Here is a 12,559-nt window from a genome sequence, read left to right as displayed (position 1 = left end):
CCATGGATGTGCAGAGTTCCGGTCCCCTGTTCAACCTGACCGACAAGGACAGGCAACTGCTTGGCCTGCTGCAAACCAATGCCCGCGAACCGACCGCGTCATTGGCGCGCAAGCTCGGGGTATCGCGCTCGGCGGTGCAGGAACGCATCACCCGCCTGGAAAAAGCCGGCGTCATCACCGGCTACAGCGTGCGCATCGACCAGGACCGGCTGCAGCAGACCATCAACTGCTTCACCATGACCTCCTGCACCAACAAGAGCTACACCGACGTCATGACCTCGCTGCGCAAGATGGACGCGGTGCAGGCGGTGTATGCGGTGTCGGGCGAATCGGATTTCATCATCCACCTGGTCACCCCGACCCTGAGCGAACTCAACGCCGAACTGACCCGCATCAACATGATCAAGGGCGTGGCCCACACCGCTTCGCACATCGTGATGGAAACCAAGTTCAGCCGAAAGCTGAGCCTCTAACGGCGCCCCACCTGTAGGAGCGAGCTTGCTCGCGATGAGGCCGGCCCATCCAGCATCACCAGCGTCTGACACACCGCCATCGCGAGCAAGCTCGCTCCTACAGGAACAACACCCACCTTGTGGGAGCGAGCCTGCTCGCGATGAGGCCGGTACATCCAACATCGTCAGTGCCTGATACACCGCTATCGCGAGCTGGCTCGCTCCCACAGTTGTTTTCGGTGTGTGCAGATTTTGTGTTCGACCGCAGACATTGCGGGAGCGGGCTTGCCCGCGATGAGGCCGGCACATCCAGCATCATCAGTACCTGACACACTGCCTTCGCGAGCAAGCCCGCTCCCACAGGTTTCTTGGTGAATACAGATTTTGTGTACGACCGCGAAACTGTGTGGGAGCGGGCTTGCTCGCGAATAGGCCGGCACACCCAACATCACCGGTGCCTGACACTCCGTCATCGCGAGCAAGCTCGCTCCTACAGGTTTTTTCGGTGAACACAGATTTTGTGTACGACCGCAAACACTGTGGGAGCGAGCCTGCTCGCGATGGAGGCCCGGGCACTACGGATGCCACTCAGAACCGATGGAACATGTCCTGGATCTGCGCCTGATCGTGGGTCACCGTCAACGCCAGCATCAACAGGATGCGGGCCTTCTGGGGGTTGAGGTTGTCGCCGAGCAATCCAGGGTAGGCCTCGTCCGCCGGAACGTAGCCACTGCCAGTACGCGAGGAGCGCACCACGACCACGCCCTGCTCCATCGCCTTGCGCACCGACGGCAGGATGAACTTCGACTCACTGCCCGCCCCTACCCCGGCGATGACGATGCCCTTGGCCTGATGCGCCACCGCAGCGTCGTACATGTAGCCGTTGTCGTTCTGGTAACCGTAGATGATGTCGACCTTGGGCAGGCTGTCGAGGCTGGCGATGTCGAATGGCGTGTCGACCGTGTGTTGGCGGGCCAAGCGGTTCTCGAACTGCGGTTGCTGATTGACCAGGCTGCCCAGGTAACCGCCATCGACCGATTTGAAGGTGTCCAGCGAGTTGGCGTCGGTCTTGGTCGTCAGGCGCGCTGAACCGATCCGGTCGTTGAGCACCACCATCACGCCGCGGCCCTTGGCCTCGGGCGCAGCCGCTACGCTCACGGCCTGGAGAATGTTGCTCGGGCCGTCGGCGCCAATCGCCGTGGCCGGGCGCATCGAACCGGTGACCACCACCGGTTTGTCACTCTTGACCACCAGGTTGAGGAAGTACGCGGTTTCCTCCAGGGTGTCGGTGCCATGGGTCACGACAATGCCGGAGATGTCCGGGCGCTTGAGCAGCTCATTGATGCGCTTGGCCAGTTTCAGCAGCACTTCATTGTCCATGTTGTCACTGCCCACGTTCGCCACTTGCTCGGCGGTGACGTTGGCCACCTTGCCCAGGGACGGAACGGAGGCGATCAGCGCCTGGGCCGTCAGCACACCCGGCTTGTAGCCGGTGGTCTGGGTTTCCTGCTCGGCCGTCCCGGCAATGGTGCCACCGGTGGTCAACACCGCCACGGTCGGCAGTGCGTAGGTGTCTTGAGTTTGCGCCATGGCGCCGGTTACCGAAAAAATCGAGACGATAGCTGCCACCAGCCCTGCATTGAGAGTCTTCATCGTTCACCTTGATTGAATGAAAAACAACGGCAGACGTGGCTGGGCTGAGCGCCCGGCCACCAGGGTTCAAGCCCCGAACACGGGATGGGAAGCCTTTTCGATGGCCGCCATGGCCTCGGCTTCGGTCATCACCTGCGACTCTTGCATGATGGCCAGCAGCGAACGTCCTTCGTTCACCGACTGACGCGCCAGCTTGCTCACCTTCGCGTAGCCAAGCTTGGGCACCAGTGCGGTGGCCACCGCCATCGAGTCGGTCAGGTGCTGCCGGTTGCGCGCTTCGTCGGCGACGATGCCGGCGATACATTTTTCCCGGAAGCGCTGAATGCCCTGGGTCAGCAGCGCAATGCTGTCGAACACCCGCGAAGCCACCACCGGTTCGAAGTGGTTGATTTCCAACTGGCCGTATTGCACCGCCTGGGCAACGGCGACATCGTTGCCGATCACCGCGAAACTCAACTGGATCATCGCCATCGGCAGCACCGGGTTGACCTTGCCGGGCATGATCGACGAGCCCGCCTGGGCCTCCGGCAACTTCAGCTCACCCAGGCCGGCCACCGGCCCTGAGGACAGCACGGTCAGATCCGCGGCAATCTTGGCCAGCGACGCCGAGCAGGTGCGCAACTCCGCTGACACCCGTGAGAACACGTCCATGTTCTGCATGGCGTCGAACGGGTTGCTCGGCGCCAGGTACTGCACGCCGGTGATGCTCGACAGGTGCCGGTAAGCGGCTGCGCGATAAGGCGCCGGGGCGCCGAAACCGGTGCCAATGGCGGTGCCGCCCAGCGGCAAGGTCCGCAGCTTGTCGCGCACGGCAACCAGTTCGGTGGCCAGTCGATGGGTCAGCGAGGCGTAGCCGGAGAACAACTGGCCCAGGCGCATCGGCTGCGCATCCTGCAGGCAGGTACGCCCCAGGTGCAGGATGTCGGCGAACTGCTCGGCTTTGCCGTCGAACTGCACGGCCAGTTTTTCCACTTCGGCGATCAGCCCACCGAGCATGGTGTAGGTGGCGATTTTAAGCGCCGCGGGATACACGTCGTTGGTCGACTGCGAACAGTTGACGTGGTCGTTGGGGTGCACCACCTCGTAGCTGCCCGCCGGGTGACCCATAAAGATCTGCGCGCGGTTGGCGATCACTTCGTTGAAGTTCATGTTGGTGGAAGTGCCACCGCTGCCTTCGAGCAGGTCGACGATCAGCGAGTCATCGCAATGGCCGTCGATCACGTCCTTGCAGGCCAGCACAATCGCTTCTGCCTGGGCGGAACCCAGCACGCCGCTGTCGAGGTTGGCCAGTGCCGCGGCCCATTTGCATTGGGCAAAGGCGTCACGAAACGCCGGGTAGTGGGCGATGGTCAGCGGCGACACGCTGAGGTTTTCAAAGCCACGCACCGAGTTGACGCCATAGAGCTTGTCGACCGGAATCTGTACGGCGCCGACATAATCCTGTTCGTGTCGCACGTGATCAAAAGTACTCACGGGAATTTCCTTCATCAGTGTTAACCAAGATTTCGACACCTTTGCCCAGAGCTGCGAGCCGTGGCAGGAAGGTGCCCAGAATGACCTCACGCGCCGTTTCACAGGCGTCGGAGAAAAACGTGCTGTATTCGTCGCGGCGTGCCACCAGGTAAAGCGAGCGTTCCAGCCCCAGTTCTGGCGTGACGTGCGCCGTAACCTTGTCGACCCAGGTGGACGCCTGGAGGAAACACATAGGGCTGGTGACAGCCCAGCCGATGCCTTCTGCAACCATCGAGGTCAGAGCGTCGGCGTTGTCCAGTTCCAGGCGGTTGGGCACCCGGATGTTCAGGCCACGCAAGTGCCGTTCGATCTGCCGACCGACCTGCGAGGCGCGATTGAACCGCACCACCGGTAGCACATTGGCCAGCGAGCGCACGTCATCGATGCTGTCCAACTGCTTGCGCTGTTCGATGGGAGTGATGACAAAGTACTTTTCTGAAAAGAGCCGGTAGCGCACCACGTCACTGGTATCCATCATCGGATCGCTGGTGACGATCAGGTCCAGGTCGCGCCGCAGCAGCGACTCGCCCTGCTGCGGACTCAAGCCAGTGCGCACCGACAACTGCGTCACCTGGCCCAGCAACTGTTTGGTGAACGCCGAACCACAGGTGGCTGCGAACGAATCGACCAGGCCGATGCGCAGGTCCGGCTTGACCCCACGACCGGCATCCAGCACCTGCGCCTTGAGGTTGAACAGCTCTTCACTGATCACCGAACCACGATTGCGCAGGGCCAGTCCGAAGGGGGTCAGGGTCATGGGCCGGGTGCCACGGTCGACCAGCACCACCCCCAGCTCTTCCTCGAGCTGGCGGACCATCTGCGACACGCCGGACTGGGAAATGCCCAGGCGATTGGCGGCGCCCGACATGCTGCCCTCTTCCGCGACTGCGATGAACACTTGCACGGCATACATGTCGATGAGTTTGCTGGATGACATCCCGAGACCTCGCTTGTGCTGTCTTTTCAGTCAGTCGGTCATTTGCCGTCAGTGGCGAATGTCGGCTGGGGGTGGCTGGTCGGCCCGCCTTCAGGAGTGACCCCGGAGAGGTCTTCCTTGCTGGTTTCCGGGGCGAACAGCTGGCAAACCACGCCACCGATGATCAGCACTCCGACGCATACGCCCAACGCGGTGTGCACACCCAGTTGTTGCACGGCAATCGGCAGCAGGAAGGTCGCGAATGCCGAGCCGAAACGGCTGGACGCCACTGCCAGGCCAATACCCGAGGCGCGCAGGTGGGTGGGGAACAGTTCGGGTGGGTAGACGAATTCCAGGTTCACGGCGGCGGCCAGCACGCAGGCGAAGAAGCCGAACGCGAGGATCGTGCCCATGGGCCCGAAGCCGCCATAGGCCAGCGCAGACAAGCCAACGGCGCTGAGGTAGAAGGTGCCGACCAGGAAGGTCCGGCGCGAGATGCGGTCGATGATCAGCAGACCAAGCAGTGCGCCCACCATCAGCAGCACGTTGTACACCAGGCCGCCGACGAATTTGTCCTGCACGTTGAGCGCTTCGAGGACCCGGGGCGAGAACGTGCCCAGGGCGAAGAACGGGATGACCTGGCAGGTGTAGAACACGCAACCGACGATGGTGTTCTTTCTCCAGCGCGGGCTGAACAGCTCGCTGAAGTTTCCGCGTTTCTTCGCCGGCGCAGGTGCTGCGGCAGGCAATGTGACGTTGGGACCGAACTTGCTGCGGATGATCGCCATCGCTTCATCGCCGCGACCGCGAGCCATCAGCCAGATCGGCGACTCCGGTACGCCCAGGCGCAATGGCAGAATCAGCAATGCGGGGACGCCACTGAGGGCCAGCATGAGACGCCAGGCGTCGGGGCCCATGTCGCGCAGCACAAAACCCACCAGGTACGCCGCAACGTAACCGGCCGCCCAGGCGGCCGCCAATACGCTGAGCAGGCGTCCGCGATACCGACGAGGGGCAAATTCGGTGACCAGCGACTTGCTCACGACATAATCAAAACCAAGTACCAGGCCAAGTAGCAGGCGCAATACCAGTAATTGTTCGGCAGAAGAAACGAAGAACTGCGAAGCCGAGATACCGGCAAATAACAACATATCCCAGGCAAAGATTTTGCGACGACCAAACTTGTCTGCCAAAGGTCCGGCAAACAGGCTGCCAAGAAACAGGCCGGCCAGCGAGGCTGCGCCCAGCAAGCCCATCCAGATCGCGGTCAGTTGCAGCGGGCCTGCGGCCATGCTGACGGCAATGCCGATAATGCCAAGCACGAATCCGTCGCTGAATTGACCTCCAGTACCACTGAATACCGTCCGGATATGGAAGCGGCTCAGCGGAAGATCCTCGAACGATATCTGACTGCTCATTCGTGACTCCACTTGTTTTTATAGTTGTAGTTTCCGGTGTTTTCGAACCGGGTTGCGACGGAGTCTACGACCACAAAATCAAGTTTTCAGCATGTACAAACAGAGTATTAGATATCTTGATAGTAGCTGCCAGATTCGATAATAGTTGGGGAGTTTTGATGATTTTTAATTGGTTATGGGAGGCAGTTTAATAAGTAACGGTACTTAAGAAGTGGGTGCGGGACATGGGTTATCGAAGGCATCCTGATTGCCCGTGTCATCGTTCGCCACCATCGCGAGCAGGCTCGCTCCCACAGGTTTCTCGGTGAATACAGATTTTGTGCAGGACCAAGACCAATGTGGGAGCGAGCCTGCTCGCGATGAGGCCGAAACATCCAACATCACCGGAGCCTGACACTCCGCCTTCGCGAGCAAGCCCGCTCCCACAGGTTCTTTCGGTGAACGCAGATTTTGTGCACGACCGCAGACACTGTAGGAGCGAGCTTGCTCGCGATGAGGCCAGCACATCAAACCTCATCAGCGCCTGACACCCCACCATCGCGAGCAAGCTCGCTCCTACAGGGCTTGCCAGCGTTTTCGGGCGTGGACGTAGGCGGCCAGGTCGCTGTAGCCCAGTTGCGCGGCGATCTGGGTGCGGGTGTCGCCTTGCAGTTCGAGGTACTGCTCCAGCTCAGCCCGCACCCGGTCGAGCAGGTAGCGGAAGGTCATGCCTTCCTCGTCCAGGCGCCGGCGCAGGGTGCGGGGGCTTTGGTTCAACACCTGCGCCTGGGTCTCCAGGCTGCAAGGCTGTCCCGCGACCAGGCTCTGGCGAATCCCCTGCACCACCCGGCCGGCCCAGCCGCTGAGTTGGTGCAGTTGCGCCAGGCGGCGGTCAAGTTCCTGGGTCACCACTTCCATCATCCCGGCATTGTGGGTCTGCAACGGCGTTTGCAGGCTGGAACGGGTGAAATACAACCGATTGTGCTCACACCCGAACTGCACGTTGTCGCCGAACCACTGGCTGTACTGCCCGTGATAAGCCGGCCGTGGATGGGCGAAACACGCGCGCATCGGCAGCAGGGTCAGGCCGGTGCCGATGCGCAGCACGCTGAGCGACATCACCGAGTAGTGCTCGACCACATACCGCGCCAGGCTCGCCGGGGCTTCGATGCGCAGCTCGACCCCCAGGCAGTCGCCCTCCTCGACCAGCACGATGTTGTCCATGTCCGAAGCCAGGCGTGCGTAACGCGCCCAGAAGCGAATCGACTCCTCCAGGTTGGCGCTGTACAGGCAGCCATGCGCCAGCACGTGCCAGTCCTGGCGGGTGAAATGCGAGAACAGCTTCAGGCCGATGGCCGGATCATGGCTGGCCGCCTTGCGCCACAGCTGTTCGAGGGCAACCATGCTGTAGTTGCTGCGGGCCTTGAGCGTGCAACTGTCCAGATAGCGCTCCAGCACCCGCCCCAGCGGGCCGCGATGAAATCGTTCGGGCGAAGGCTTGACCGGATTTACGGTGATTCTGTCCGTTTTGCGCATAGCTTGAGCTGGACCCATGGTTTCTTATTGTCGGGCGTTGCCATTATCGGCCCCAACCAGAGAGTGCCATGAATACAACAATAATCTCCAACAGTCCGGTACCGATCATCCTTGCCATCCTGATTGGCTTTATCGCCCTGGAAATCGCCTGCGCCTGCTTCACCCAGCCCCGTGGCCAGCGGCGCGACGTGATCATCGAAATCCTCGGTTCCAGCCTGCTGATGGGCGTGACCCTGCCGCTGGTGACCTTGCTCAGCAGCCTGTTGCTGGATCATTTCGCACCGCAATTGAAAGACAGCCTGGCCGGGGTGCACTGGCTGCTCGGTCTGGGCCTGTTCCTGGTGCTGGACGACATGACCCAATACTGGTGGCATCGCCTGAGCCACAAGGTGCCGTTCCTGTATTCGCTGCACCGGGCGCATCATTCGGCGCCCTACATGAGCATCCGCATCGTCTATCGCAACAACAGCTTCTACTACCTGCTGATGCCCGGCCTGTGGTTCTCGGGGATGCTGATCTACATGGGCCTGGCGCCGGTGTATTACGGCTACCTGATCGTCAAGATGCTGGTGATTTTCTCCGCCCACAGCAGCGTGCCCTGGGACGAAAAACTCTACCGGATACCGGCGCTGCGTCCACTGATGTGGTTGCTGGAACGGACCATTTCCACGCCCGCCACCCACTCGGCGCACCATGGGCTGAATGCCGATGACGGCGTGACCCATTACAAGGGCAACTTCGGCAACTTGCTGTTCTTCTGGGACGTGTTGTTCGGCTCGGCGAAAATCACCCGCAGGCGCCCTGAGCACTACGGCATCGAGGACATGAAGCCGGTGAGCTGGCAGGAGGAGTTGTTCTGGCCGCTGGCGCGCGGCAAACGTGTACCCGCGCAACGTGCATCCAGTCAGGAGTTGGCCAAATGAGCTTGAATATCGTGCTTGTCGCAGGTTCCAGCCAGGGTGCGAGCCAATCGTCGAAGGTCGCGGGGTTTCTTGCGGCGCGTTTGCAGGCGTTGGCGCTGTGTGAACAGCCTCGGGTGATCGATCTCGGTGCTGCGCCCCTACCCTTGTGGCCAGCCGAAGATGTCGGTGGCGTGTGGGCTGATCACAGCGCCGTGCTGCGCGAAGCCGATGCGCTGGTGGTGCTGACCCCGGAATGGCACGGCATGGCGTGCCCGGCGTTGAAGAACCTGTTCGTGTATGCCGGTTACCGTGAACTGGGGCACAAACCGGCGTTGTTGGTGGGTGTGTCTTCGGGTCAGGGTGGCGCCTATCCGCTGTCGGAGTTGCGGGCCTCCAGCTACAAGAATTGCCGGGTCTGCTACTTACCTGAGCAGTTGATCGTGCGGCAGGTGGAATCGGTGATGAATGGCCCGGAGAGCACCAGTGCCGAAGACTTGCGCATCCGGCGGCGTGCTGATTGGGCGCTAGGCGTGCTGATTGAATACGCCCAAGCCATGCGCGGCCTCAACGAACGCCTGCGCCCCGACGATCCTGAGTTTGCCAATGGCATGTGAGGGCCCGCACATCCACGTCATCAGCGCCTGACACATCGCCATCGCGAGCAGGCTCGCTCCCACAGTTTTTTTCGGTGAACACAGATTTTGTGCTCGACCGCGGACAGTGTGGGAGCGGGCTTGCTCGCGATGGGGTCGGCACATCCAACATCATCGGCGCCTGACACATCGCCATCGCGAGCAGGCTCGCTCCCACAGTTTTTTGCGGTGGATGCAGATTTTGTGCTCGACCGCGGACAGTGTGGGAGCGAGCCTGCTCGCGATGGGGCCGGCCCACCCAACATCATCAGCGCCTGACACTCCGCCATCGCGGGCAAGCCCGCTCCCACAGGGACAACATCAATCTCTGTAGGAGCGAGCTTGCTCGCGATGAGGCCGGCACATCCGACACCATCGGTGCCTGACACTCCGCCATCGCGAGCAGGCTCGCTCCCACAAGTGATGGTGTGTGTCACAAGATGATTGTGCGTACGCCCCAACAAAGCGCTATCAACTAATTTATATAGCGATCAACAACTTCCCACCGCCTGTCGCCAAACTCCTTGCCAATAACCACAACTTTTTTAAGTGAACTAGTCTCTCCAGCAAGTTCGGCTGGAGGCCTCACGATGTCATTGCCCGCAGAACAAAAAAACCAGCGTCGCAAGGAAACGCGGCTGTTCCTGTTCCTTGTCGTCTGCCTGTTCCCCCTGCTGTCGGTCGCCATTGTCGGTGGCTACGGCTTCATCGTCTGGTTCCTGCAAATGCTCTACGGCCCGCCAGGACCGCCCAACTGATCGACGCCAAAACCTCAATCCGTTGGAGCCAGACCATGGACGAAACCCTGCATATCGCCAGCCTTGTGGTACTTGCCCGACCCGAACTGTTCGAGGCGGTGAAGGCCAACCTGCGCCTGCTGGAGAATCTGGAACTGCATCAGGAAAGTGCCGCCGGCAAGTTGGTGGTGGTGCTCGAGACCCGTCACGAAGAGCAGATCCTGCAACGCATCGAACAGATCAACAACCTGCCCGGCGTGCTCAACGCCGCGCTGATCTATCACGAAGTGCTCGACTCCGCGGGAGACCTCCAATGAGCATGAGTCGCCGGGAATTCGTCAAGGCCCAGGCCGCTGCGATTGCGGCGGCTGCGGCCGGCCTGCCGATTGTCACCTCCGCCAGCAACCTGATCACCGAAGCGGACATGGTCACCCTCGACTGGAACAAGGCGCCCTGCCGTTTCTGCGGCACCGGTTGCAGCGTGATGGTTGCCACCCGTGACAATCGCGTGGTCGCCACCCACGGCGACGTCAAGGCCGAGGTCAATCGTGGGCTGAACTGCGTGAAGGGTTATTTTCTGTCGAAGATCATGTACGGCGTCGACCGCCTGACCCAGCCGTTGCTGCGCATGAAGGACGGCCAGTTCGACAAGCAGGGCGAGTTCCAGGCGATCAGCTGGGACCAGGCCTTCGACATCATGGCACAGAAGTACAAGCAGGCGCTCAAGAGCAAGGGCCCCGAATCCATAGGCATGTTCGGCTCCGGGCAATGGACGGTGTGGGAAGGCTACGCCGCCAACAAACTGATGAAGGCCGGCTTTCGCAGCAACAACATCGACCCCAACGCCCGGCATTGCATGGCCTCGGCGGTGATGGGCTTCATGCGCACCTTCGGCATGGACGAACCGATGGGTTGCTACGACGACATCGAGGCCACCGACGCCTTCGTGCTCTGGGGCTCGAACATGGCCGAGATGCACCCGATCCTGTGGAGCCGCGTCACCGACCGGCGCCTGAGCCAGCCCCACGTCAAGGTCGCGGTGCTGTCGACCTTCGAACACCGCAGCTTCGAGCTGGCCGACATCCCCATGGTGTTCAAGCCGCAGACCGATCTGTTCATCCTCAACTACATCGCCAATCACATCATCGAAAGCGGAGCGGTGAACAAGGACTTCATCAGCAAGCACACGCGTTTCGCCAAGGGCGCCGAGGATATCGGCTACGGCCTGCGCCCCGACGACCCGAGAGAGAAGAATGCGAAGAACGCTGACAAGGCCAACACCTGGAGCGACATGTCGTTCGAGCAGTTCGCCGCCTTCGTCAAGCCCTACACCCTGGAGCGCACCGCGAAGGAAACCGGGGTCGATGCGCAGCGCCTGAAAAACCTCGCCGAGCTGTATGCCGACCCCAAGCGCAAGGTCGTGTCGTTCTGGACCATGGGTTTCAACCAGCACACCCGCGGCGTCTGGGCGAACAATCTGGTGTACAACATCCACCTGCTCACCGGCAAGATCAGCGAGCCGGGCAACAGTCCGTTCTCGTTGACCGGCCAGCCCTCGGCCTGCGGCACCGCGCGGGAGGTCGGCACCTTCTCGCACCGCCTGCCCGCCGACCTGGTGGTGACCAATCCCAAGCACCGCGCCACGGCGGAAAAGATCTGGAAGCTGCCCGAAGGCACGATCCAGGAAAAGGTCGGTTTCCACGCCGTACAACAGAGCCGCATGCTCAAGGACGGCGTGCTCAACGTCTACTGGACCCAGGCCAGCAACAACATGCACGCCGGGCCGAACATCATGCAGGAAGTGCTGCCGGGCTGGCGCAACCCGGAAAACTTCGTGATCGTCTCCGACGTCTACCCCACGGTCAGCGCCCAGGCGGCCGACCTGATCCTGCCCGCTGCGATGTGGGTGGAGAAGGAAGGCGCGTTCGGTAATGCCGAGCGTCGCACCCAGTTCTGGCACCAACTGGTCAGCGCGCCGGGGGATGCCAAATCCGATCTGTGGCAACTGATGGAGTTCTCCAAGCGCTTCACCACCGACGAGGTCTGGCCCGCCGAGCTGTTGGCCAAAGCTCCGCAATACAAGGGCAAGACCCTGTTCGACGTGCTGTACAAGAATGGCCAGGTGGATCAGTTCCCGGTGGAGCAGATCCAGGCCGGCTTCAAGAACGATGAAGCCAAGGCTTTCGGTTTCTACCCGCAAAAAGGCCTGTTCGAGGAATACGCCCAGTTCGGTCGCGGCCACGGCCATGACCTGGCGCCGTTCGACAGTTACCACAACGAACGGGGCCTGCGCTGGCCGGTGGTCGAAGGCAAGGAAACCCGCTGGCGTTACCGCGAAGGGCTCGACCCCTACGTCGAAGCCGGCAGCGAAGTGCAGTTTTACGGCTACCCCGACAAGAAGGCGATCATCTTCGCCCTGCCCTACGAACCGCCGGCCGAATCGCCGGACGCCGACTATCCGTTCTGGCTCGCCACCGGCCGCGTGCTCGAACACTGGCACACCGGCACCATGACCCAGCGGGTCGAAGAGCTGTACCGCGCGGTGCCCGACGCCCTGGTCTACATGCACCCCGAAGACGCCAAGGCCATGAAGGCGCGGCGCGGCAGCGAGGTGAAGCTGATCAGCCGGCGCGGCGAGATCCGCGCGCGCATCGAAACCCGCGGGCGCAACAAGCCGCCACGGGGGCTGGTGTTCGTGCCGTTCTTCGATGCCAACAAGCTGATCAACAAGGTCACGCTCGACGCCACCGACCCGATCTCCAAGCAGACCGACTACAAGAAATGCGCCATCCGCATCGAGTTGATCAGCGCGGCTTGAGGAG

11 protein-coding genes are annotated in these 12,559 nt (G+C 61.6%); 6 read left to right on the top strand and 5 right to left on the bottom strand.

Annotation, left to right across the window (positions count from 1 at the left end):
• The first annotated feature begins 2 nt into the window (after nt 1-2).
• Nucleotides 3-473, top strand: coding sequence for an Lrp/AsnC family transcriptional regulator (locus ABVN20_RS24695; RefSeq protein ID WP_169866571.1), 471 nt, complete (start codon nt 3-5; stop codon nt 471-473).
• Nucleotides 474-1,040: 567 nt separating this feature from the next.
• Here ABVN20_RS24695 and ABVN20_RS24690 read toward each other — a convergent pair.
• The 5 genes from ABVN20_RS24690 to ABVN20_RS24670 all read right to left on the bottom strand — a co-directional run bounded on the left by ABVN20_RS24690 (nt 1,041) and on the right by ABVN20_RS24670 (nt 7,466).
• Nucleotides 1,041-2,105 (bottom strand): type II asparaginase, encoded by a 1,065-nt coding sequence (locus ABVN20_RS24690; RefSeq protein WP_368558370.1) that lies wholly within the window; start codon nt 2,103-2,105, stop codon nt 1,041-1,043.
• A 66-nt stretch (nt 2,106-2,171) separates the two neighbouring features.
• Entirely contained in the window at nt 2,172-3,578 is a 1,407-nt protein-coding gene (locus ABVN20_RS24685; protein ID WP_368558369.1) for an aspartate ammonia-lyase, read from the bottom strand.
• Nucleotides 3,565-4,554 carry a LysR family transcriptional regulator gene (locus ABVN20_RS24680; RefSeq protein ID WP_368558368.1) on the bottom strand — a complete coding sequence of 330 codons (990 nt, stop codon included), beginning with the start codon at nt 4,552-4,554 and terminating at the stop codon, nt 3,565-3,567. Before ABVN20_RS24680 ends, ABVN20_RS24685 begins: the two co-directional genes overlap by 14 nt.
• A gap of 38 nt (nt 4,555-4,592) precedes the next feature.
• Nucleotides 4,593-5,951, bottom strand: a complete 1,359-nt coding sequence (locus ABVN20_RS24675; protein ID WP_368558367.1) for an MFS transporter — start codon at nt 5,949-5,951, stop codon at nt 4,593-4,595.
• Between the two features lie 555 nt (nt 5,952-6,506).
• Nucleotides 6,507-7,466: an AraC family transcriptional regulator ligand-binding domain-containing protein gene (locus ABVN20_RS24670; RefSeq protein WP_368558366.1), complete on the bottom strand. Its 960-nt coding sequence runs from the start codon at nt 7,464-7,466 to the stop codon at nt 6,507-6,509.
• A gap of 68 nt (nt 7,467-7,534) precedes the next feature.
• Here ABVN20_RS24670 and ABVN20_RS24665 point away from each other — a divergent pair, with 68 nt between their 5' ends.
• The 5 genes from ABVN20_RS24665 (at nt 7,535) to napA (ending at nt 12,555) form a co-directional block, all read left to right on the top strand.
• The gene (locus ABVN20_RS24665; protein ID WP_368558365.1) at nt 7,535-8,389 is read left to right on the top strand and encodes a sterol desaturase family protein; all 855 of its coding nucleotides are present in this window, start codon (nt 7,535-7,537) and stop codon (nt 8,387-8,389) included.
• Nucleotides 8,386-8,982 (top strand): NADPH-dependent FMN reductase, encoded by a 597-nt coding sequence (locus ABVN20_RS24660; protein ID WP_368558364.1) that lies wholly within the window; start codon nt 8,386-8,388, stop codon nt 8,980-8,982. The genes ABVN20_RS24665 and ABVN20_RS24660 overlap by 4 nt, the downstream gene beginning before the upstream one ends.
• Nucleotides 8,983-9,590: 608 nt before the next feature.
• On the top strand, nt 9,591-9,758 hold the full coding sequence (napE, locus tag ABVN20_RS24655) for a periplasmic nitrate reductase, NapE protein (RefSeq protein WP_368558363.1): 168 nt from the start codon (nt 9,591-9,593) through the stop codon (nt 9,756-9,758).
• A 35-nt stretch (nt 9,759-9,793) separates the two neighbouring features.
• Complete coding sequence (locus ABVN20_RS24650; protein WP_368558362.1) at nt 9,794-10,054, top strand: chaperone NapD; 261 nt, start codon at nt 9,794-9,796, stop codon at nt 10,052-10,054.
• A complete protein-coding gene (napA, locus tag ABVN20_RS24645; RefSeq protein WP_368558361.1) occupies nt 10,051-12,555 on the top strand; it encodes a nitrate reductase catalytic subunit NapA in 2,505 nt (834 codons plus the stop codon). The genes ABVN20_RS24650 and napA overlap by 4 nt, the downstream gene beginning before the upstream one ends.
• The last annotated feature ends 4 nt before the right edge of the window (nt 12,556-12,559 follow it).

Origin of the sequence: Pseudomonas sp. MYb118 (assembly GCF_040947875.1) — a bacterium.
Lineage (GTDB): Bacteria > Pseudomonadota > Gammaproteobacteria > Pseudomonadales > Pseudomonadaceae > Aquipseudomonas.
Note: the sequence above shows the minus strand (reverse complement) of the source record. Positions and strands in the feature narration are given on the sequence as shown.